We start from the raw sequence: 22,108 nt of genomic DNA, 5'->3' as shown, positions 1-22,108 counted from the left end.
GGTACAGTCGCGGACCTTTACGTCCCTGATTTTTCCCTTTTGAGACCACCGTGAGCCATTGTTTCGGCCGCAGGTGTCTCTCCATATCACACTTAATGTTGTCACGCGCAGACGCATCTCGGTGCTGCTGAAGAGCTGTGCGCTCTGCAGCTATCGGCTCTGTCGTGGCATCGGATTATTTCCACTCGGAAAAACAAACAAGAAAATGAAAACCAAACTTATAGCAACTACTATCCTTGCCGCCACACTCCTGTCGGCTTGCAACTCAAGCTCCCAAGCAGACCATCACGAAGCGGAGGAGCAACATGAACATACGCATGACCACGATGATCATGATCACGACCACGACCATGACCATGATAGTGATAGTGATAACAAAGAGGTAACAGACGAAATCCACTTTACTCAAGCTCAGGCACAAGCCGCCGAATTGGCAGTGGAGGAGGTGCGGCCTGCTCCTTTCAGCCACGTCATTCGGACAAGTGGCCAAATTCTCTCCGCCCAAGGCGATGAAGCGACTATCGTAGCGACGGCCAACGGCATCGTTTCCTTTGCCGGTGCATCCATGGCCGAGGGCAGAGCAGTACGATCGGGAGAGAGCGTCGTAACCATATCGTCTCGAAACCTGCCGGACGGCGATCCCAATGCCAAGGCGACTATCCTCTACCAATCGGCTCGCAGAGAATACGAGCGTGCCGAGAAACTGGTAAAAGACCAGATCATCTCGACCAAGGAATACGAGCAAATCCGTCGTGAATATGAGACAGCCAAGACGGCCTACGAAGCACAGGCCTCAGGCTTGGTGCCCGGCGGTGTGCGTGTGACTGCTCCCATAGGCGGCTACATCAAGAACCTCATGGTGAACCAAGGCGACTACGTCTCTGTGGGACAGCCTATCGCCACCGTGTCGCAGAACCGCCGTCTCCAATTGCGTGCCGAGGTGTCGGAGCCTTATTTCCGCTACATCCGCGAGGTGCGGACGGCCAACTTCAAGACCTCCTATGACAATCGAGTCTATAGTCTGTCGGCATTGAACGGCAAGCTCCTCTCCTATGGACGCGCTGCGGGCGGGCAGTCCTTCTATCTGCCCGTGACCTTTGAGTTTGACAACGTGGGCGACATTGTCCCGGGCTCATTCGTCACCGTCTATCTGCTATCCGCTGTGCAGGAAAGCGTTCTTTCCGTTCCTGTCTCTGCCGTTACCGAAGAGCAGGGACTGTACTTTGTGTACCTGCAGTTGGATGCAGAGGGGTATCGCAAGCAAGAGGTTAAGCTCGGCCCCAGCGATGGCGAGCGGGTACAAGTGCTCTCAGGCATCAAGGAAGGCGATAGCGTCGTTACTCGGGGCGTGTATCAAGTGAAGTTGGCCGCCATTGCGTCCGTCATGCCGGAAGGCCACACGCATTAAAGGGGGAGGAGAACGGATTATGTTGGATAAAATCATACGATTTTCGCTGAACAACAGGCTCGCCATACTGGTGGCCTCCTTGTTGTTGATGCTGATCGGGACTTATACCGCCTCCCGTATGGAGGTGGATGTATTCCCCGACCTGAATGCTCCCACCGTTGTGGTCATGACCGAAGCACAGGGCATGGCGCCCGAGGAGGTGGAGCGACTGGTAACTTTCCCCGTGGAGACGGCAGTAAACGGCTCGACGGGGGTGCGCCGCGTGCGCTCCTCATCGACCACGGGCTTCTCTATCGTGTGGGTAGAGTTTGACTGGGGGATGGATATCTTCCGAGCACGCCAGATCGTGTCGGAGAAGCTGGCTGTAGTCGGTGCCGATCTGCCTGCCAACGTGGGCAAACCGACACTCGGCCCACAATCTTCTATCATGGGCGAAGTGATGATCCTCGGACTGACGGCGGACAGTACTTCGCTCCAAGACCTGCGTACGCTGGCGGACTGGACCATTCGTCCGCGTCTGCTTTCTATCGGCGGGGTGTCGCAGGTGACCGTATTGGGAGGAGACATCAAGGAGTATCAGATCCTGCTCAATCCCGAAAAGATGAAGCACTATGGCATCTCGCTTGATGAGGTGAAAACCGCCGTGGAGCAGATGAACCAGAATGCTTCGGGCGGTGTGTTATACAAATACGGTAACGAATACATCGTGCGCGGTCTGCTCTCCACCAACGATGTGGCCGCATTGGGCAAGACGGTGGTGAAGAACATCGACGATGTACCCATCATGCTCGAAAGCGTGGCAGAGGTGACCATCGGCAGCAAGGCGCCCAAGCTGGGGCTTGCCTCGGAGCGCGGCACACCTGCCGTCCTGATGACCATTACCAAGCAGCCGGCAACCAGTACACTGGACCTGACCAAGGCTGTAGACACTTCTTTGGGCGAATTGCGAACAAACTTGCCGACGGATGTTCAAGTATCGACCGATATATTCCGTCAGGAGAGCTTCATCAAAAGCTCGATCGGCAATGTGGAGAAAGCGCTCTTGGAGGGTGGAATATTCGTGGTCATCATCCTCTTTATCTTCTTGATGAACGTAAGGGCTACGGTCATTTCGCTGGTGACCATCCCTCTCTCGCTTGTGACTTCTTTCTTGGCTTTAGAGCTTATGGGGCTTACGGTGAATACGATGAGTCTCGGCGGTATGGCCATCGCCATCGGTTCGTTGGTGGACGATGCCATCGTGGATGTGGAGAATGTGTTCAAGCGACTGCGTGAGAACCGGCAGAAGCCGGCCGAGGAACAAGACTCCGTCCTGCACGTCGTATTCCAAGCCTCCAGAGAGGTGCGTATGCCCATCCTCAACTCCACGCTCATTATCGTGGCAAGCTTCGTGCCGCTCTTCTTCCTCTCGGGTATGGAAGGGCGCATGCTGGTGCCGCTGGGCATTGCCTTCATCGTCGCACTGGTGGCTTCGACACTCGTAGCCCTCACGCTCACGCCTGTACTCTGCAGCTATCTCCTCGGAGGGAAGAAGAGCACAGAGAAAGAAGAGCGCGAGCCGGCAATCGCCAGAAAACTGAAAAAATACTATGCCGTTGTGCTTAAACTTGCCCTACAGTATCGCAAGGCCGTTCTCATCGCTACGGGCGGGGTGTTTGTGGCTACGTTGGTTATCTTCTTCACATTGGGAAGAAGCTTCCTGCCTCCGTTCAATGAGGGTTCGTTCACCATCAATGTGAGTACGCTACCGGGCATATCGCTGGAGGAAAGTGACAAGATAGGACGTATGGCGGAGGAGATCCTCCTCACTATCCCCGAAGTGCAAACCGTGGGACGCAAGACAGGACGAGCCGAACTGGACGAACACGTCTTAGGGGTCAATACCTCCGAAATAGAGGTGCCGTTCGTGCTGGGCAAGCGTTCCAAAGATGCTGTCCTCGCCGAAGTGCGGGAGAAGCTGAAATCTTTGCCGGGAGCCAATATAGAGATAGGCCAACCGATCTCGCACCGTATAGATGCGATGCTGTCCGGCACGCGTGCCAATATCGCCATCAAGCTATTCGGATCTGATCTGAACAGGCTCTTTGCTCTGGGCAATGAGATCAAGACTGCCATACAAGATGTGGAGGGCGTGGCCGACCTCAATGTGGAGCAACAAGTAGAGCGACCACAGCTGAAGATTGTACCCAAACGCGAGATGCTGGCTAAGTACGGCATGACGCCGGGCGAATTTGCCGAAGTTGTCAATGTGCTGCTGGCTGGAGAAGTCGTGTCGCAGGTGTACGAAGGCAATCGTTCGTTCGACCTGACACTCAAGGCCGATGACGAAAGTCGCGAGACAGCCGAGCGCATCCGCCAACTGACGGTGGATGCAGGGGGCAGGAAGATTCCTTTCAGCTACGTGGCAGACGTGGTTTCGGCTTCGGGTCCGAATACGATCAATCGGGAGAATGTGTCTCGCAAGATAGTCGTATCGGCCAACGTATCGGGCGGAGACCTGCGCTCGGTGGTCAATAAGATACAAGACAGGATCAATACCGAGGTGGAACTGCCCGAAGGCTATCACGTAGAGTATGGCGGGCAGTTCGAGAGCGAACAAGCAGCTTCGCGTACCTTGCTCATTACTTCGATATTCTCCATCTTGGTGATCTTCCTGCTGCTCTTCAATCAGTTCCGCAGCGTCAAGCAGTCGGTGGTGAGTCTGCTGAATTTACCCTTGGCACTGATCGGAGGCGTTCTGGTTATCTTCTTCACGGGTGACGTTGTCAGCATTCCGGCCATCATCGGGTTCATATCACTATTCGGCATAGCCACTCGCAACGGTATCTTGCTGATCTCACGGTATAACGACCTGCAGCTCGAAGGCTATTCTCGCAACGAAAGCGTCCTGCACGGCTCTCTCGATCGGCTCAATCCCATTCTCATGACGGCTCTTACCTCAGGTCTGGCGCTTATCCCGTTGGCTCTGGGTGGCGATCTGCCGGGCAACGAGATTCAGAGTCCCATGGCCAAGGTTATTCTCGGAGGTCTCCTGACCTCTACGATCCTCAACAGCTTCATCGTTCCCATCATCTATCTGCTCATCAAGGGCGGACCTGCGGAAGAGATGACAGAACAAACAATATCAACCGAACAACTAACACAAGAATGAAAACGATCCTCATAAGCCTCATGGCACTGCTGCTCACCTCTACCCTCTCTGCCCAAAAGCAGATGGGAGAGGTGTTGCAGACCATCGAATCGAACAACTCCACACTGAAAGCTCTGCGCGAAACAACAAATGCAGAGAAGCTGAACAATCGCACGGGCATCTTCTTGGACAATCCAGAAGTGGGCTTCAACTACCTCTGGGGTAACCCCAAAGATCTCGGCAAGAGAACGGACTTTAGCATCACGCAGTCGTTCGATATAGCAACGCTTACCGGAATGAAAAACCGTGTAAGCAGGGAACAGAACGATCTGCTGGAGTGGCAGTACAAGGCTGAACGCATGAACATCATGCTGGAAGCCAAGCAATGCTGCATCGAGCTGATATACACCAATGCCCTACTCAGCGAACTGAAACTCAGGCAACAACACGCACAGACCATCGCAACAGTCTATGAAACCCGCCTGCAGACAGGTGATGCCAATCGGATAGAATACAACAAGGCAAAGCTGAATCTCGCTACCGCAGAGGGCGAATATGCTCGTATCCGTGTGGAGCGGGAAGCATTGCTGATGCAGTTGCGGAGGTTGAACGGAGGCATAGACATCGCCTTCGACGACAGCCACCATGTGGAGGTGATGCTGCCGGACTTCGACTCTTGGTTTACTGTCGCAGCCGAGCGGAGTCCTATGCAAGCCTATGCCCGCAAGGCCATAGACGTGAGCAAACAGCAGGTAACGCTCATGCGTGCTTCGGGGCTGCCGTCCTTCACGGCCGGCTATATGAGCGAGAAGGTGGCAGGTGAGCAATTCCAGGGTCTCACCTTCGGCATCTCCATTCCGCTGTGGGAGAATAAAAACCGCGTCCGCCAAGCCAAGGCGTCGCTTCGGGCAGCTCAAATGCAGGAGGCCGACAGTCGCGAACAGCTACACGGTCGCATGAGGATGCTCTATGCTCGCACGGCTGGACTCAAAGCAGCTGCCGAAAGCTACCGCAAGACGCTGGAAGCGACAAGCAATGCCGACCTCCTCAAAAAGGCCTTGGATGCAGGCGAAATCTCCCTGCTGGACTATATCCTTGAATTAGGTTTGTACTACGATGCCGTCAATCAGGCTCTCGAAGCGGAGCGTGACTACCAATTGGCCTTTGCCGAACTGACAGCATTTGAGCTCTAATCCCCCACCCCTAAACCTGTAAAAAAGCAAAAGCCCTTCGAACACAGCGTCCGAAGGGCTTTTCTTTCTTCAAATCTTAGCGGTATGGACGGGAAAAGAACCACCCATTGTATCCTTTTTATTTTCAGCTCCTTAAAAGGAAGTCTTTGCTTATGTAACCAAAATGAAACCAAAGACAGATTATCTTCAGACAATGCTCAGACGGCATTTTTTTTGATGTCCTTAGATAAAGGAGCAAAGGAAATTCATTTTGCTCTTCAGACTTCTTTCAGACTAACTGAATTGTTCCAGCGGTGCGTACGGAGATTGAACTTAGTCGCACAATCGTCTTATTCCCAGCATATTGCAAAGCCTTCTTTATCTGCTGTAACCGAAATGAAACCCCCAAAAGGGTATCTTTAGATTACGTATAGACGAAGCCTCACTGCTCAAATTTCAGGAACAAAGATACTCTTTTTTTGAACCTAAGCCAAACCTTATGTGAAATAATCGCTTAGAATGTTTTCCGGTTACAATTTTAGTGCAAGTGCAAGCCCCCCTATATAAGGGAGCTTGCACTTGCACTAACGGAACCTATCTTAACCGGTGCTCCGACCAGCGCTTGTGTCTATTCTCTTTTCCATCACTGCAAGATGTCTAAATATTCTGTTGAAACGAAATGATTCCACTCTCATCATTTTATATATAGAGGAGTTATTAACCATTGCATCCTACGCAAAATTCTTTACTGCAAACGAAAAAAGATATGTGATAAAAGTAATGGAGGCTGCCGGGGTGCAACTAACTTTACATTGTTATGCAGAACGTAGGATTAAGACTCAAACAGGAGCGGAACAGAAAGGGCTATTCTTTGCAGTATGTTGCTGCTTCATTGAATGTTAGTACCACTACAGTCTATCGGATCGAAGCCGGAAATAAATATTTAAGTATGGAACTTTTCGACCGGTACTGTGAACTTTTGGGACTGAATCCCAGAGACGTGTTTTCGAATCCTGCAATGGAAGAACGAGACCGGATTGCTCTTGAGATCGGCCGAAGGTTTATTGAGATAATGGAGTTGGGGGTAACAATTATCCTGCCCAAGATTATGAATATCAATATCCGACCCGGGCCTCCGGACAGTAAAATGAAACAATAGATATGATGGAAAGCGATGAAATAAAAAGCATTCAAGAAAATCTGAAAGATATTCAGGGAGTGTTATCGGAGATACATGGTTTTATGAGAGACCTGAAAAAAGATTACAGCCCGGTGGATGAAAGCATCAGTCTGGATTCGAGTATGCTCGCCATGCTTTTGAATGTCTCTCCTACTACTGTTTACCGATGGAGAGCAAGGAATGAGTTGCCCTACACGATTCTGAGCAGCGGAGCATGTGCCTATCGGTTCGACGAAGTGTACGTGGCCGTCAAATGCGGCCGGTTAAGAGCCCGCGGATTCAATCGGATAGAGGCATTAAGGACTTTATCCGTCTATCGGGACGGTATCATCAGAGGGTGTGGTTTTGAAGCAAAGGAAAAAGACGCATGAATCATATCAAGGAACAAATACTGGAAAGAACGGATGGAGGGTTGCTTGTATTCAACTACTATATGCCTTTTCCTTTCAAGCCGAAGAAGAAATTTCAAAACCCGCTCTACGAAGACAAACGAGCTTCCTGTTATATCTATAAAGTGGCAAAAACGGGAGTTTACCGGATGAATGATTTTGGCGATCCCAATTATTCGGGAGATTGTTTTTGGTTTGTCGCCGCCATGTATGGCATGGACGTACAAAAAGATTTTGTGCATATCCTGAAAAAAATTGTCCGTGATCTTTCTCTTCCGATAGCTATACCTGCATACTCGAAAGAGCCTTTTCCGGCACGAAACAGAAAACTCCCATATCTCGAACGAACTTTATCAGAACCGAAAGAAGCATCCATGAGACCTTATAAAATCACAGAAAAACCTTACACCCGGAGCGAGCTTTCTTTCTGGGAGCAATATGGTACCGGACAAAATATTTTGGATCGATATCATGTCAAATCTCTGCAAACTTTCCAAAGCGAAAATGCCGAAGGAAAAAGCTACTGTTTTACGAATACCTCAAAAGAGCCGATCTTCGGCTTCCTGCGCAAAGACTATGTAAAGGTATATCGCCCTTTTAGTCAATGCCGGTTCGTTTACGGGGGAATATTACCGGAAACCTATGTGTTCGGGATGGAGCAACTTCCGCAAAGAGGAGATATACTCTTCATTACGGGGGGAGAGAAAGACGTATTATCCCTTGCTTCTCATGGATTCCATGCCATCTGTTTCAACAGTGAGACAGGCAATATCGAAGAATCCATCATCGAAATGCTTGCACGAAGGTTCAGGCATATTTTCTTTTTATACGATATGGACGAAACGGGCATAAAAGCATCTATACGCTGGTGCGAACGTTTTTCTCACCATAAATTACAGCGGATCGAATTGCCTTTGTCCGGGAACAAACAAGAGAAAGATATCTCCGATTACTTCAAGCTGGGAAACAGCACAGAAGATTTCAGGAAACTGATATCCGACCATTTGGAGCAATTATATACACAGACCATTATGCTTTTAAGTTCATGTGAAATCAATTATAACAATCCGCCCGATCGTTCCAAAACGGTTATTTCCGTGAATGACGTTCCTTTGGGAACCTACGACAATCTGTTCTGCATTACGGGTGGGGAGGGAACGGGCAAGAGCAACTACATCGCGGCGATTATTTCCGGGGTGTTGCATACTGAAAAGAGGGATTTCCCGATAGATCTGCTCGGATTGGATGTTTGTCCGAATATGCGGAGCAAAGCGGTTCTACACTACGATACGGAACAGTCGGAATACCAACTTCATAAAAACATCGGAAAAACACTCCGAAGAGCCTCTCTTACGTCTGTTCCCGATTTCTATCATCCCATATTTCTTGCAGCTCTTTCACGTAAAGAGAGATTGCAGCTGATAAAAGACAGCATCGACTTGTATCATCACCGGTATGGGGGAATTCATCTGGTCGTCATCGATGGAATAGCCGACTTGATCCGTTCGGCCAATGATGAAAGCGAGAGTATTGCCATTGTGGACGAACTCTACCGGCTTGCCGGTATCTATAATACCTGTATTATCTGTGTTCTCCATTTTGTCCCGAACGGGATTAAACTGCGTGGGCATATCGGTTCGGAACTTCAGCGCAAGTCGGCGGCCATCCTCTCCATAGAGAAAGATGAGAATCCGGCTTTGTCGGTCGTAAAAGCCCTTAAAGTAAGGGATGGCAGCCCGTTGGACGTGCCTTTGATGCTGTTCGGATGGGACAGGGAAAAGGAAATGCACGTTTACCGGGGAGAGAAATCTCCGGAAGACAAAGAAAAACGGAAACTTACGGAATTGGGACAAATCGCAAAAGAAGTCTTTCACGCCAAAATGCACCTGTCTTACAATGAACTGGTCGAAAGAATCATGCAAACGGTCGACGTCAAAGACCGTACGGCCAAGAGTTATATCAGTTATATGCGAAACAATGGAATTATCGAACAACAAACGAATAATCTTTACACCCTGAAACTATGATGACAGAGAAAAATTTAAAAAAGGAGGAGCAAATCTATTACGATGCTTTTGATGTGGCCAGGATTTTGCGAATACATTTCAAAACAGCTTTGAGATGGGGAAAAAACGGGAAATTACCGTCTTTCAAAATCGGAAACCGGCGTTATTTTCCGGCAGAAGGCATTCTGTTTTATAAAAAAACGATGTGGTAAGTTTTTCAATACGAGGTAGAATGTTTTGCAAAAAGTTTCTACCTTTGTGACTGAAACCAACAGCAATGATTATGTCAATAACAGATGCTATAACAGCCCAAATCGAAAGTGCTCAGCAAGGAGATGTTTTTTTTGTATCCGACTTTGCCAAATCCGGAAATGATGTATTTATTAGTCGTGTATTATCCGAACTGGTAGATAACGGAAAGCTGGATCGTCTTGCAATTGGAATTTACTACAAACCGCAATCGACAGACTTTGGGCTACTTAAACCATCTGTTGATCAAATTGTAAAGGCCATTGCCCGAAGAGATCACGCACAAGTCATGCCAACCGGTTTGACGGCAGAAAACCGTCTGGGACTTTCTACCCAAGTTCCGATGAATTATGTATATCTCACAACCGGCTCTGCTCGAAATATCATCATTGGCAATCGAAAGATTGTCTTTAAACGATGTGTTCCAAAAAATTTTGCTTTCAAAGGAGAACTAATGCCTGTTCTGATTCAGGCAATGAAATCGATCGGAAAAAAGAATGTAACGGAGAAACAAATTGATCATATCAAAGGATTATTGAGGAAATGTCCTGAGAACGAAACCTTTGAGCATGACTTGGCTTTGGCTCCGATATGGATTAAAAAGATTCTTTCCAAAATTCAAAAAGAACTTACATTATGAATTGGTTATCAAACTCTATCGAGAACAGGCGAGCTATGCTTCAACAGGCGGCGGAAGCTGAAAATTTACCCGAATATGCCATTGAAAAAGATTGGTGGGTGACAATGGTGATCAAGGCTTTGTTCCAATCGGAATGTGCCGGATACTTGCTTTTTAAGGGTGGCACCAGTTTGAGTAAGGGTTGGCAGTTGATACAACGCTTCAGTGAAGACATTGATCTGGCTATCAACTATCAGTATTTTAAGGAATCGATTGAAAACAACAATCAGTTAAAAACTTTGCGTAAGCAATGTCGCAAATATATCATAGACACTCTTGTCGAAGACATCGACAGCCGAATGAAGTCCATCGGATTGTTCGATTACAGGATTTATCCCGTAACAGAACAAGATGGAATCGCAATATCAACGGATAGCGATCCGACTGAAATCATGATCGAATATTCTCCCATAGTTGAAGAACAATCCGGCTATCTTAGACCCATGGTCAAAGTGGAGATCAGTTGTCTCTCCATGAAAGAGCCTTTTGAGGAAAAAGTGATTACCACAATGATTGGCAAACATTTTCCGGATGCAGATCGGGATTCTACAGCAGTTATTCCGACAGTTCTTCCTTCGAGAACATTTCTGGAAAAAGCTTTTTTATTGTGCGAAGAATTCCAGAAAGAAAAGCCTCGCAGTCTACGCATGAGCAGGCATTTGTATGATCTGGAGAAATTAATGGATACCGAATTTGGGCGACAAGCGTTAGCTGATAGTGCTCTGTATAGAGCAATTGTAGAGCATCGTAGAAAATTCTATCATGTATCCTATGCTAACTATGATAAAGATTATCCGGACAAAATAGAGTTCTATCCTCCTGTAGAATGTATAAAGGATTGGGAGAACGACTATGCTGCTTTACAGGAATCTTTTATTTATGGAAACAAAATTTCTTTCGGACAACTTTTGCTTCGCATTAAAGAATTACAGCAGCGATTCCGAAGTATCGGCACAACGAGTAAGTAGAAAGTTTTTGCAAAATATTCTACTTCCTAAGGGCGCAATCGTTTTCCATATTATCTCTCAAAAGGTCTCTCAAACCCTCGAAAGAGGAGACAATATAATCGGTGTAGGGGTTGGAAAGGTATTCCTTTCTGACCATCAGGACGGTTGTAAATCCCAACTCCCGTCCTGCTTTTATTTCGGAAGCGGGATCATCGCCTACTACATATGTCTTTCGGTCTTTTAGGTCCAATTCCCTGCTTAATTCACGGAAGATATCCAGTTTGCTCGAATTCGCATAGACGGGATCGTTGATGATTATCCGGTCGAAGTCTTGACTTATCTGCAGTTTTCTCAATTTTTTCTCTTGTAATCTTTTGAATCCGGTAGTCACCAAAATCTTATATGCCGGTATCGCTCTGAAAGCGGTATAATCCTCATACGGCACAATGGCAGAATGCTCCAGAGAGATACCGTTCAATTCATCCAAGACAGGTAATATCATTGATTTGGGCAATCCGTATTTCTCGCATACCCTGTCGAACGGATTGGATACGATGTCTTGAATGATCGAGAGGATGATTTCCGCGGTAAAGCGTCCTGATAAATACTCGGTTGCTTTGTGAAGCAACGACGCAAACAATTCGGGATCGATGCTCGAAGTATCGAATATCGTGTTGTCCAAGTCGCAAATGATAACCTGATCCTGCATCTTGTTCTTTGTGTTAATGCTTCAATAAAATGAGAGAGGATGCAAGGGAGCCGCATCCTCTCTCTCTACAGGAAAATGATTAAATCATTTGAGTTTGCCTTCCTTCTTCAATTGCTTTAGGAATTTAGCCCATCCGGGAGCTCTTTTCTCCGCATTCCGGCGAGTACCCTCCGGGTCCCAATAATCCGGATAGTTATCGTTCAGAAAATAGGCATTCTTCTCCATGTCATAAAATAACACAAGATTGTTGTACGCCCGATTGACAGCATCACTTATATGCGCAACAATCGTAAAGACCGTTTCTTCCCCTACTTTCATTTCTATTCGTGCGTAGACCGGAATAGAGTTGATCTTTCTGAATCTAATTTCCCGTGTTCTCGGATTGAACCATTCGATATCGTCTCCCGTGAAAGCGAGCCTTGCAGAAATCGAACCATATTGTGATTCATCATCGGATGCTGTTTCATATTCCGAGACGATCCCTTCCACATTGCCGCTCCTTGTGACGGCCGTTATCAAAGATTTCCCTTCGGTAACCGGTTCATTGTCCGTTTGGCTGCAGCCGGCGAAAACGATCAGACATAAAATAAATACATACATTTTTTTCATCATACAATTCCTCCTATAATAATTTATTAAACAATCTTTTTGCGAATTTCTTCACGAACATTTCAGGAACCGGTGCGATATAAGCTCCCTTTTGATTGTACTGATTACGTCTCCAATCATTTTTTATCGCCTCGATTTCTGCACCATATTCTGAAAATATTACGCAAAACATATAGTGGGACACTGCCTTGGTGGCAGTCTCGCGACTATCGTTAAAATACAGGTTGATAAAGAATGCCAGGGCCTCCTGTTGTTTTTCCCGGCAATATGCGATCAGGTTTTTCCCTTCCTGAATCTCCATAAGCACATATGGGTTGCTGATATGAGCATATTGAGAAGAGACTTTTTTGTCCCAGGCATCATACAGCTTTCTTATTTCGGGATTGTTTGCAGTCAACCCTTTCTCTTTGCTTTTCCGTGTGAACGTTTCTTTTTCGACCGGAGTAAGTTCCACCTTTTCAATCACCGTCAAACCTCTCCGTACCGATTCTTCGAAAGAAATGGATTGGGAAGAATTTTTCCTCAAACCGGGATTGGGATAAGGACCGGCCGGCTTATTAGCATCTCTATAATAAGCGAACACTTGACCATACGAATACATGCCTTGACCTCTAAGAGCATCGCGCGGGTGAAAGATTCTCCTGAGCCCACCGGGTTTACTTTCCCATGCGTAACCGTGCGGATGGTCATTGGCTGTACCTCTGCACGAGAAATGAGTAACTCCGCTTATGTTTCCGTTATAAGACCATACGGCTACTTCTCCGTTGGTTGCATCGGCATTTTCGCGTGTATATACAGTCGCGCCGGCATATCGTTGCGGGTTGTTGGCAAAAAAGGCGTCCCAACTGCTCCATACGTTAGGATCGCCATAGTAAGGCCCTACCAACTCGGGGTTTGCATAGCTCTCATAGATGCCTCCCCACGTCCAGCCGTATGTTAAGCCTCCGGCCCACGACGCGCAGTTATATACGTTGGTCTCTCCTCCGCTACTGTATATGCCATCGTTTACCATCAAGTTCGGGAAGCTGTTGGCAACCAAGTCTCCGGGCATTACCTGCTGGCAAGAGCCGTACACGTCGCAGTTGCCGTAATAAGCACCGAAAGCACCTACGGAAGATATAATCATATTGTATCGGGCCTGACTCGATGGCTTCGTCAACCTCACGCGTGCATCGTTGAACCACATCTGCTCCATGGGGGGAACGTAGAAATAGGATTCGCCGAAGAATTTCACTTTTTTGCTTCCTTTTTCTTCCAGAAAGAACTCTGCTATACCTGTCGTGTACGCCGTAAAATAGTTGATGATACCCGTGTTCGGAGAATCGACATCCACGGAATAACCGGCTATCGGACATTGTGAATTCAGGATATAACCATCCTGGAAGACATTAACCAAACCTTGTCTTCCCGTCGTAGTAGAGGCATAATAACTGCTGTATGCCCGGATAACCAGATAGTATTCTCCGGCAGGCAATGTTGCGGTTATTCGGGCATGACGTCCCATGTCGGAAGCATCGTCACTGTAATACGTGTAGTTATGGGGATCATCGATTTTGTATAAATACATAACCGGATCGACGGTGTAATAGCTGTCTCCTTCAATGGGATTGGTCATAAACGTATGTGTTCCACTGCTTAATGACAGTTTACGATGATAAGTATAAGTAACCGGAACACAAACCAGGTGCCTGTAATTTCCGTCGGGATTATTGAGTTCGCGTGGGGTCACTTGCCAGTTCCAGCCCTGGTCATAAGCTGACCTGCCCACAGAGCGTGAAGAAGCATTTAGTCCATCATCGCTCCCCGATGTCATCTGGATGATTTCTTCCTGCTCCAACTTGCTCGTCGAAGCATTCCGCTGTTGTTTCAGCAGAGCGATAAAGGCATTATACTGAGGATCTTCTTTTATGAGTGCCTGCCGTGCAGATTCAACTTGAATAGCGTCTATTTCGGGAAAGTACGGCAAAGAGGACAGGAAAGTAATTTTGTTGGCTCCTTGACGCAGCCGGACTGTTTTTCCATCCTTGAGCGTAACAAAATCCCATTCGGCTTTACGAATGTCAAGCTCTCCGGCATATTCGTCATTAACCCACACTTCGATTTGCTGCAATGTTCCATCCTTATCGGTATAACATGCCATGACGTGTACACCTAAGTAATTGCTCCCCACAGAACCGGTCTGAATGTTAAATGTACGGGTCAGCATTTTCCTTTCTGCTCCGGATCGACTGTCCGAAACCACTTCATCCAAACTTGTCAGGTAAAAATTACGGCCCAGGTATTCTCTGCCGTTATCCGTCTCGCCTATGGCCGAGCGTGTCCGGATTTCCGCTTCTTGCGGAATGTCCTCCAAGTCAAACCGGTTTTCGCACCCTGTCAGAAATACCGTCTGAACAGCAGCAGCGAAAAATAGTCCAATACTCTGTAACGATAACTTTTTCATCTTTTCACTCTTTTAGGGGTTAGTATTTTATATTGCTTCTCGGTATGATTGTTCCTAAAACGAGTATTTCACTTTCAGATACGTATCTCCGTTTTTTCTTATGGGGTAAAACGGAGCATCTTTTCCGGCGAAGATGCAGTGTGCACCGGCCTTGAGTTCGATATTGTCGACCGGCTTATACGAAAGCTCCGGCAACCAGAACAATGTACACCCTTCTTTGATGTTATTGAAATCGGCAACCTGAAAAGCTCCGTTCAACAATGATAATTTCAGTTTTTCATCGGCCGATTTCCATTCGCATGTCCACGCCAGCCAGTCGGTCAGGTTCTTCCTCCCTTCCTCGTGAAAGAACCCATGTACGTATTGTACATTCAGATAGATATTAGCCGGAAAAGTGTAATCGAATCCGAGTGTATATTTCAAATACGGATTGCCGTCAAAGATTGTACTGTCGGGAAGAACCGGATTAAATGTTCCCATAGGACTTTCTATAGAGACCGAACGCGTGAGTATCGTTTTTTCAGGAATAAATAAAGCCGCCTCTCCCCATACGCCCACACTTCCGAGGGAACCGGACAAATCGGCACTCACGACGTTGCGCAACGAGTATGAGAGCATTGCATCGACCGTCGTATTCATCGGAACAGGCATATCAGGGGAAGTGGGCAGGCTCGTTATTTTTCCCTGAACGGATAAACGGGTCAATACCGGAATCGGTGCATATTGGCGCAACCATCCGAACGAAACGGTATAATTGCGTATATCCCGGGCTATTTTGACGGCATAAGTCGATGCTTTCAGTTTCCGTTCGGGCAGATTTTCCATCCGGGAAACAGAAAGAGGCTGAAGCCATATATCCGTCATCGTCCCGTCCGGTAACGGAATTTGCCAGCGATCGGGAACTTCAGGCATAAACGCTGCTTTCCAACTTTGGTCGGGAAGTAAGGATGGAGAAAACCGGGGCGTGAACACAGCCGTAAGTGTGAACCCATTCCAATAGTATTTGGCAAGAAGACTATTGGTAGGTGTATGCCGTCCGAAATCCCAAAAGTCCTCCAGCTCCCAAGGGTTGATATTATCCGAAGGGTTGAGCCGGTCGGCCGTTCCCCAGGCAATGCGCTGTCGGCCGATACGGACATCGATATGCTCACTTAAAAAGCCGTATAAATCGACGTATGCCTCTCGAAGCTGTACATTCTCGACCGGTTGGTCGAAAGGTGAAGCTGTGATAAGTTTGCGAATCCAAATATCGGCATGGAGCCGTGCCTTATCGTTTACCTTATACACGGGTTGCAGGCTCATCCGGTATTCCTGCCAGTCAAGCCCTCCGCTTTTCAGGCGGATACGGTCATCGAGTTGCAGACTGCCATTCAGCTCGAAAGGTTTATCTTCGACGGTTTGAGCGTGCACCTTGGCAAATATCGTCAGACATGCCATCAGGATAAACAGAAGAAATCTCATGGTTCAATGGTTTATTTCATCAGATTCCGTTCGGTGAAAACATCGTCTTTTAAGCCTGTATTCAGTTCCACATGCTGAAGATGCGTTTGTGTCGAACTGCCTCCTGAAAGGTCTTTCATTTCAGATGTTTTGGCAATAAGAAAACCTTTGTGATTGGAGATTTCCGAGACGGTCATCCGTTTGGAAGCCACTCCTTTCTTGTTGTAGAAAACAACTTCCACGGGGAAATAGGTATCCGCTTTTATCCGGATATCCATCTTGGCATAATCTGTCTTGACCCCCTTTTTCGGTGTAAGCGACAATGTGTATTCGCCGGCTGACCGACTTTTCAGTTCTGCATCCCACTTATCGGCATAACGTTTGGCCTCCAAATCTTCATAGGTGTAATCCGTTCCGGCAAAACGGGTGTTCTTTACGTGCGAAGCTATCCGACGCGTTTTTCCGAAAGCCGGCAAATAAAGAATCTGATTGTCGTTGGGGAGCGAGAGAAAAGCGATGCCCTTCTGATCTGCAGGCGAGAGGAACCGAACCAACCGTTTGTCGGTTCCTTTCTGAAAGACCTGCATGGTGCGGACACTCCGACTGCCGTTTTTGGCAGTGATTGTCATCGTACTGGTTGCTGTCACATCTTTAGGTGCATTCAGCACACTGTCTGCTTTTTCTAAAATGGTTGTGGCATTTTGAGCCGATGCTGCCGAATACGAAAGCAGAAAGGCAGCCATAAAGAAGAAAGATAATTTTTTCATTGTTTCTGAGTTTTATTAAGATTGATATGAAAACATAGAATCATCGAAGGCAGGAGGAGAGTTGCCGCCAAGCCGGATACGAACATGGTGGCAAACATGATCAGACCGAACTCTTTCAATGGTACGAGGTCTGCAAACACCAAAACCAGAAAACCGAATGCAACAGCCGTTACATTGAACAGGATGCCCTTTCCGGAAGTCTGAAGCGTTTGGATGACAGCTTCATTGCATTCTTTCCCCGATACGAGCGCATTCCGGTAACCGGAAATAAAGTGGATGGAATAGTCTACCCCAATCCCTACGGCAACTCCGGCAATCAGCACAGTCGCGAGGTTAAGGGCGATGCCGAGATAGCCCATCAGTCCGAAGATGAAAAGGATGGCACTCATAAGCGGTACAAATCCGACAAGGGCGCTTTTAAGCGATTTGACCAGAAATGTCATACAGATAAATACCAATATGCAGGCTAACAGCAGACTCCAGAAGAGATTCTGCATCAAATTATAGTCAAAATTCGAATAGATGGAAGGCAATCCGGTTGTTTCGAATTGCACCGTACCGGATGAATGTGCGGCGGCATATTCGTCGATTTTCCGGCTTACCGCATGATAATCTCCGGTCGGTGCATTACACATGGTAGCATGGATCATGCCTTCACTTTTGTCGGTATTGCAGAGCTGCTCCATTACGGGTTCTCCTTCGAGCAGGAACCAGAGGTTTTGTATTTTCTCTTGTGTGTCGGGTATTTGCTTGCCTTCCCCCATAGCCTGATTCATTTCTTTGATAAGCTCCGTTACCGATTGCGGATTATGCACATGCGGAAGTCCGGAAAGGAAATCTTCGAAATCTTGCATGGCTGCCAGCGTTTCGGGACGTGTCAGGTCAGCAGTCACCTTGATCTGAATTGGGAGGGTTCCTCCGAATTCCCGGTTGAGAAAGGCTGCGGATTGTCTTAACGGATGCTTTTCTGGGAAATAATAGAGTACGTCAATATTACTTTTTAGTCGGAAAAGGCCGGCTCCCATCAGAAGAATCAAGCCACCGGCACAGTAAAGAACCATTTTGTTGCGATGTATGGAAACTCCGGCAAGCCATTGCAAAATATCGGAAAGAACGTGTTTCTTCTGTTTTTTCTCCTGATGTTTCAAGGGTGGAAGATAGGACTCGACAGCCGGAATAAAGGTAAGTGACAAAAGCAGGCAAAAGAATGTACCCAATGCCATAAAAATACCGAAATCACGAATGATGCTCAGGTATGTTCCCGGAATAAATGAAAGGAAACCGACAATGGTCGTCAGTCCGGCCAGCATTACCGGAACCCCTATAATCGTTATTCCCCTTACGACGATTTCCTTATGATTTTCGCCGTTTTCAAGCAATTTGAAAAAGTTCAGAACATGTATTGTGTAAGCTGATCCTACGGCAAAAAGGACAACCGGAATCGAGCCGGATATGGGAGAAAGTTGAACATGGAACAGTCCCATCGCCCCCATACTCCAAATGCTGCCCATCGCCACGGAAAGCAGCGGAAGGAATATGCCTCGCAACGAATGCAGTGTCAATGCGAGAATAAGAGCAATCAGCAAGCAGACAAGGGGAACAAGCCGGATCAGATCCTTTTCCGTCGATTCCGTAAGGCTTTGTTGCTGCATCGGCAAACCGTCGCAATAAACAGTTAATTCGGGATGCGATCGCCTGACTTCATCAAGCAGGTCATTTACCTCCCGGGCAGCTTTTTCCTTGTCGGCAGCTGTTCCGACAAAAACAATGATTGTCGTACTTCGCCCGTCTTCCGACAACAGTCGACCACGATACATCTCTTTATTCAAAATATACGACTGTAAGGAGGGTAAAGAGTCGGAAATTATCTCTTCATCCATCAATCGGCCTATTTCCACTCCGTCATTACGATGCCTGATATCGATTACATTGGCCAGGCCGGTTACCTTCTCCACTCCTTCTATTTCGGAAATGGAGTCGGTAACCTGCCGTATAACCGATATTCCTTCTGGCGTTATAATGGTATTTTCCGTATTGCTCATCCCGATTACGATGATATTTCCTGTGGCATATAAGCTGTCCGTTCGCTCAAACAGCATAACTTTCCGATCATCATCGGGTAAGTAGGACATAAAATTGGAGTTGATGGTCAGCTTGGTCGAAAAATAGCCGAGTATCAACGTAATTGCTACGCCGGCCGTAATGATGGCAAGACGTTTTTTGACGATAAATTCTGCAATACGGTTCATATACGATATAATTTGAAATTTACTTATACAACTGTGAGTAACGCCACTGAATAGGAGAATCGACTACTTTCGGGTACGATAAGTAAAACCCGGTGCCCTTGCTTGAGTTTACCCGAATGGAATAATTCGTCGAGCATTAAATAAATAGAAGCCGACCCGACATTTCCCACATAAGGCAAATTGAGGAACCACTGTCCATCCGCCACCGGATAACCTTTCATCTCAAAGCCTTTTTTCAGCTTATCGAAAAAGTACATTGAGGATATATGAGGAAGCACGTAGTCTATTTCATTGAAGCCGATATCATGTTTGCAAAGATTCTCGCAAACGAAGTCGACTCCTTTTTCTATGACATGGGCTCCGAGAAGTCTCGTATCCTGTTTAACAGCGAAGTAAGATTCTCGTCCCCATTCCAGGGGATCGGCTTCTTTCCAGCTTTTGAAACGTTCGTTCTCGAAAATGGCTCCTGCATACATGCAGACCTCCAGTTCATTTGCGTAAGAGATGGATTCGAGCCAATCGATTCTCAAAGACAAATCTCCTCTGCATCTGTTTTCGAATAAGAATGCTCCGGCACCGTCCGATAACATCCAACGGAGAAAGTCTTTCTCAAAAGCAATAATCGGCTTTTCTTCGACCAGACTCAGCATTTTATATTCTTCTTCAAAATTATCGGCACGAAGTACAGGTGAGACCAGTTCCGAGCCTGTCGATACGGCATTCTGAGACATGCCGGAAAGAACGGATAAATAAGCATGTTTGAAAGCATGCATGCCCGCACAACAGACACCCGAAGGAGAAAGCAGATCTATCGGCTTATTCCCCAAAAGACCATGTGTCATAACGGCATGTGATGGGAAAAGTTGATCCGGAAGCGACGTTCCGCAGGCTAATAAACCTATGTCCTTAAACGAAATAGTCTGATCGAATAACTTGTTTACGGCAATAGCGGTCAATTCTGCGTTTGTGTAAACAATCTTTCCCTCTCTGTCAAGAGAATAATAGCGTTTCTTAATCCCGTTTTGACGGAGAATGATACTGCGGACTCTGGAAGGATGACCACCGACCATCCCCAGGATTTGTTCCATGTTGTCATTCTCAACGGCTTCGTTAGGAAGGAAAGAAGATGTTCTTGTAATAAAGACTTCATTCATAACTGTTCTTTGTTTTTTTTGATTTGATTATACGGTTCATGATTGGTGAAACAAATATCAATGCCATTAAAATCCATATTTGAAACAGCAATAAACGAAAGCGATATATTTTGTCTGCAGGCTGAATAAAATGTGCCCATCTTTGAAATTTCCCAAGTATATATTGTTCTTTCAGAAGTTGTTTTTCTTGATATTGAATTCTGATTCGGTTCGACTTATGCAATACTTCATCTAAAACATTCCAAACTTTTTCCTGCTGCTTTTCCATGTTTCTAAACGGGTTATTCTTTCCTGTAAAGAACCATCTGACAAACCGGAAAGCGCTTGACCGTTCTTTGGATTGATCCGAGATTTCCAGCTCGGCAACTATATGCCCGCCACGACTTTCTACATGCGCCGCCATTTGTCTTCTTGCCATGGCTCCGGTATTGCGATAGCAGGTAAAGAGAATAACTTCTCTATCTTTCACGATTCGACCGAACTGCGTAGAGTTTAAGAAAGACTGTATGGGTAATGAAAGATGAAGGAACCACGGCTGAAAACCAAGTAAAATCATATCATCTTTCTCAATCTTTATTTCGTTGTTTACAATCCGGCATCCTCTCTGTAAAACAGAGTCGCAGAAGACACTAAAGAAACGTTTCCTGTTCCAAGGAAAAGGAAATGGTTTCGCACAATGAATGGGATTCCAGACAAGGACGTAATCTCCCAGATAAGGACGCATCGATTCTTCAATCAAGTATTTCAAAGAACCCGATTGCGAATAATAGACTATTTGTATCCTTCTTTTTTCCATATCCTTGCAAGATACCGACCGCTCGGTTTGTGTTGGGGTAAAAAAATTATTCTTTTAATGTCCGATAAAATTTTTGATATATCTCCTTCAGTGAGTCGGTCGAAATACCGGAAGAAAATGCCATACTCAATCCCAATCCTCGTGGGATAAGCATAAGAAGAGACAGTGTTAAATCAATATCCGTATTTTTACGGATTTCTCCCTTTTGAACAGCCATTTGCAGCACTTCTCTCCATTCATTTTCTTCTTCTGAAAATGTATTTTCAACTTTGCTCTTAAAATCCGGATAAAATTCTTCTACCTGAAAGGCCAGCTTGAAAAAATAAAAGTCATCAACTTTGAAATCGGTCATTTCCCGCAATTTATCAATATGTCCTTTTCTATGTTCAATAGCTTCATTAAGTGCATTTTTCAATGGAGTGTTTGTTTCATCATCAGAATAATGAAAACTTCTGAGAGCCGGGAAAAAGAACAAATCCATTGCTTTGGCAAAGATTTCTTCCTTGCCTTGGAAATGATGATAGATGGCCCCTTTTGATAAGCAGGTTTCTTCTTGGATATTTCTGATTGAAACACCATTATAGCCTTTTTGAAGAAAAAGGCCGAACGACTTTTCTAAAATAAAGTTCTTTGTTGCGTTCATATCATTATCCTTTGCTGCAAACAAGACCGAGCGGTCGGTTTACAGGTGCAAAAATAAGAAAGATTTTAAGAGATGCAAAAAATACAGCATAAAAAATCGTCCGTGTTGAATAATTCAATGTAGAGTTGACTCATATAT

The 22,108-nt window shown here is 46.4% G+C and carries 18 protein-coding genes; 9 read left to right on the top strand and 9 right to left on the bottom strand.

Going from position 1 to position 22,108, the window contains the following annotated elements; all coding sequences use genetic code 11:
• Positions 1-205: 205 nt before the first annotated feature.
• The 9 genes from C7382_RS05555 to C7382_RS05515 all read left to right on the top strand — a co-directional run bounded on the left by C7382_RS05555 (position 206) and on the right by C7382_RS05515 (position 11,181).
• The gene (locus C7382_RS05555) at positions 206-1,408 is read left to right on the top strand and encodes an efflux RND transporter periplasmic adaptor subunit (protein ID WP_116679303.1); all 1,203 of its coding nucleotides are present in this window, start codon (positions 206-208) and stop codon (positions 1,406-1,408) included.
• A gap of 19 nt (positions 1,409-1,427) precedes the next feature.
• Positions 1,428-4,559, top strand: coding sequence for an efflux RND transporter permease subunit (locus C7382_RS05550; RefSeq protein ID WP_116679302.1), 3,132 nt, complete (start codon positions 1,428-1,430; stop codon positions 4,557-4,559).
• The gene (locus tag C7382_RS05545) at positions 4,556-5,731 is read left to right on the top strand and encodes a TolC family protein (RefSeq protein ID WP_116679301.1); all 1,176 of its coding nucleotides are present in this window, start codon (positions 4,556-4,558) and stop codon (positions 5,729-5,731) included. The genes C7382_RS05550 and C7382_RS05545 overlap by 4 nt, the downstream gene beginning before the upstream one ends.
• Positions 5,732-6,527: 796 nt before the next feature.
• On the top strand, positions 6,528-6,869 hold the full coding sequence (locus C7382_RS05540; protein WP_021665016.1) for a helix-turn-helix domain-containing protein: 342 nt from the start codon (positions 6,528-6,530) through the stop codon (positions 6,867-6,869).
• Between the two features lie 83 nt (positions 6,870-6,952).
• Complete coding sequence (locus C7382_RS05535; protein ID WP_234255127.1) at positions 6,953-7,261, top strand: helix-turn-helix transcriptional regulator; 309 nt, start codon at positions 6,953-6,955, stop codon at positions 7,259-7,261.
• Positions 7,258-9,306 carry a bifunctional DNA primase/helicase gene (locus C7382_RS05530; protein WP_116679300.1) on the top strand — a complete coding sequence of 683 codons (2,049 nt, stop codon included), beginning with the start codon at positions 7,258-7,260 and terminating at the stop codon, positions 9,304-9,306. Before C7382_RS05535 ends, C7382_RS05530 begins: the two co-directional genes overlap by 4 nt.
• Positions 9,303-9,497 carry a helix-turn-helix domain-containing protein gene (locus C7382_RS05525; RefSeq protein ID WP_116679299.1) on the top strand — a complete coding sequence of 65 codons (195 nt, stop codon included), beginning with the start codon at positions 9,303-9,305 and terminating at the stop codon, positions 9,495-9,497. Before C7382_RS05530 ends, C7382_RS05525 begins: the two co-directional genes overlap by 4 nt.
• A 71-nt stretch (positions 9,498-9,568) precedes the next feature.
• Positions 9,569-10,174 carry a DUF6088 family protein gene (locus C7382_RS05520; RefSeq protein WP_234831708.1) on the top strand — a complete coding sequence of 202 codons (606 nt, stop codon included), beginning with the start codon at positions 9,569-9,571 and terminating at the stop codon, positions 10,172-10,174.
• Entirely contained in the window at positions 10,171-11,181 is a 1,011-nt protein-coding gene (locus C7382_RS05515) for a nucleotidyl transferase AbiEii/AbiGii toxin family protein (protein ID WP_021644794.1), read from the top strand. Before C7382_RS05520 ends, C7382_RS05515 begins: the two co-directional genes overlap by 4 nt.
• A 19-nt stretch (positions 11,182-11,200) precedes the next feature.
• Here C7382_RS05515 and C7382_RS05510 read toward each other — a convergent pair whose 3' ends face one another.
• From C7382_RS05510 to C7382_RS05470, 9 genes are all read right to left on the bottom strand, one after another.
• On the bottom strand, positions 11,201-11,869 hold the full coding sequence (locus tag C7382_RS05510) for an HAD family hydrolase (RefSeq protein WP_116679297.1): 669 nt from the start codon (positions 11,867-11,869) through the stop codon (positions 11,201-11,203).
• Positions 11,870-11,953: 84 nt separating this feature from the next.
• Positions 11,954-12,481 (bottom strand): hypothetical protein, encoded by a 528-nt coding sequence (locus C7382_RS05505; RefSeq protein WP_116679296.1) that lies wholly within the window; start codon positions 12,479-12,481, stop codon positions 11,954-11,956.
• Positions 12,482-12,491: 10 nt separating this feature from the next.
• Positions 12,492-14,921: a DUF7689 domain-containing protein gene (locus C7382_RS05500; protein WP_116679295.1), complete on the bottom strand. Its 2,430-nt coding sequence runs from the start codon at positions 14,919-14,921 to the stop codon at positions 12,492-12,494.
• Between the two features lie 54 nt (positions 14,922-14,975).
• On the bottom strand, positions 14,976-16,382 hold the full coding sequence (locus C7382_RS05495) for a hypothetical protein (RefSeq protein WP_116679294.1): 1,407 nt from the start codon (positions 16,380-16,382) through the stop codon (positions 14,976-14,978).
• An 11-nt stretch (positions 16,383-16,393) separates the two neighbouring features.
• Complete coding sequence (locus tag C7382_RS05490; protein WP_021644789.1) at positions 16,394-17,128, bottom strand: outer membrane lipoprotein-sorting protein; 735 nt, start codon at positions 17,126-17,128, stop codon at positions 16,394-16,396.
• The gene (locus C7382_RS05485; RefSeq protein WP_317042940.1) at positions 17,125-19,083 is read right to left on the bottom strand and encodes an efflux RND transporter permease subunit; all 1,959 of its coding nucleotides are present in this window, start codon (positions 19,081-19,083) and stop codon (positions 17,125-17,127) included. Before C7382_RS05485 ends, C7382_RS05490 begins: the two co-directional genes overlap by 4 nt.
• A 317-nt stretch (positions 19,084-19,400) precedes the next feature.
• Positions 19,401-20,531: a beta-ketoacyl-ACP synthase III gene (locus C7382_RS05480; protein ID WP_116679292.1), complete on the bottom strand. Its 1,131-nt coding sequence runs from the start codon at positions 20,529-20,531 to the stop codon at positions 19,401-19,403.
• Positions 20,524-21,327, bottom strand: coding sequence for a hypothetical protein (locus C7382_RS05475; protein WP_116679291.1), 804 nt, complete (start codon positions 21,325-21,327; stop codon positions 20,524-20,526). Before C7382_RS05475 ends, C7382_RS05480 begins: the two co-directional genes overlap by 8 nt.
• Positions 21,328-21,373: 46 nt before the next feature.
• The gene (locus tag C7382_RS05470; RefSeq protein ID WP_116679290.1) at positions 21,374-21,970 is read right to left on the bottom strand and encodes a TetR/AcrR family transcriptional regulator; all 597 of its coding nucleotides are present in this window, start codon (positions 21,968-21,970) and stop codon (positions 21,374-21,376) included.
• Positions 21,971-22,108: the final 138 nt, after the last annotated feature.

The sequence above is a fragment of the Porphyromonas loveana genome, from assembly GCF_003096695.1.
In the GTDB taxonomy this organism is placed as follows: Bacteria; Bacteroidota; Bacteroidia; order Bacteroidales; family Porphyromonadaceae; genus Porphyromonas; species Porphyromonas loveana.
This window is presented reverse-complemented; position numbering and strand designations above follow the sequence as displayed.

Excerpts from the sequence above, each read along its gene's own strand:
- C7382_RS05480 (WP_116679292.1), bottom strand. The coding sequence starts at position 20,531 with ATGAATGAAGTCTTTATTACAAGAACATCTTCTTTCCTTCCTAACGAA.
- C7382_RS05535 (WP_234255127.1), top strand. The coding sequence starts at position 6,953 with ATGAGAGACCTGAAAAAAGATTACAGCCCGGTGGATGAAAGCATCAGT.
- C7382_RS05545 (WP_116679301.1), top strand. The coding sequence starts at position 4,556 with ATGAAAACGATCCTCATAAGCCTCATGGCACTGCTGCTCACCTCTACC.
- C7382_RS05520 (WP_234831708.1), top strand. The coding sequence starts at position 9,569 with ATGTCAATAACAGATGCTATAACAGCCCAAATCGAAAGTGCTCAGCAA.
- C7382_RS05490 (WP_021644789.1), bottom strand. The coding sequence starts at position 17,128 with ATGAAAAAATTATCTTTCTTCTTTATGGCTGCCTTTCTGCTTTCGTAT.
- C7382_RS05510 (WP_116679297.1), bottom strand. The coding sequence starts at position 11,869 with ATGCAGGATCAGGTTATCATTTGCGACTTGGACAACACGATATTCGAT.
- C7382_RS05470 (WP_116679290.1), bottom strand. The coding sequence starts at position 21,970 with ATGAACGCAACAAAGAACTTTATTTTAGAAAAGTCGTTCGGCCTTTTT.
- C7382_RS05475 (WP_116679291.1), bottom strand. The coding sequence starts at position 21,327 with ATGGAAAAAAGAAGGATACAAATAGTCTATTATTCGCAATCGGGTTCT.
- C7382_RS05555 (WP_116679303.1), top strand. The coding sequence starts at position 206 with ATGAAAACCAAACTTATAGCAACTACTATCCTTGCCGCCACACTCCTG.
- C7382_RS05525 (WP_116679299.1), top strand. The coding sequence starts at position 9,303 with ATGATGACAGAGAAAAATTTAAAAAAGGAGGAGCAAATCTATTACGAT.
- C7382_RS05515 (WP_021644794.1), top strand. The coding sequence starts at position 10,171 with ATGAATTGGTTATCAAACTCTATCGAGAACAGGCGAGCTATGCTTCAA.
- C7382_RS05550 (WP_116679302.1), top strand. The coding sequence starts at position 1,428 with ATGTTGGATAAAATCATACGATTTTCGCTGAACAACAGGCTCGCCATA.
- C7382_RS05505 (WP_116679296.1), bottom strand. The coding sequence starts at position 12,481 with ATGATGAAAAAAATGTATGTATTTATTTTATGTCTGATCGTTTTCGCC.
- C7382_RS05540 (WP_021665016.1), top strand. The coding sequence starts at position 6,528 with ATGCAGAACGTAGGATTAAGACTCAAACAGGAGCGGAACAGAAAGGGC.
- C7382_RS05530 (WP_116679300.1), top strand. The coding sequence starts at position 7,258 with ATGAATCATATCAAGGAACAAATACTGGAAAGAACGGATGGAGGGTTG.
- C7382_RS05495 (WP_116679294.1), bottom strand. The coding sequence starts at position 16,382 with ATGAGATTTCTTCTGTTTATCCTGATGGCATGTCTGACGATATTTGCC.
- C7382_RS05500 (WP_116679295.1), bottom strand. The coding sequence starts at position 14,921 with ATGAAAAAGTTATCGTTACAGAGTATTGGACTATTTTTCGCTGCTGCT.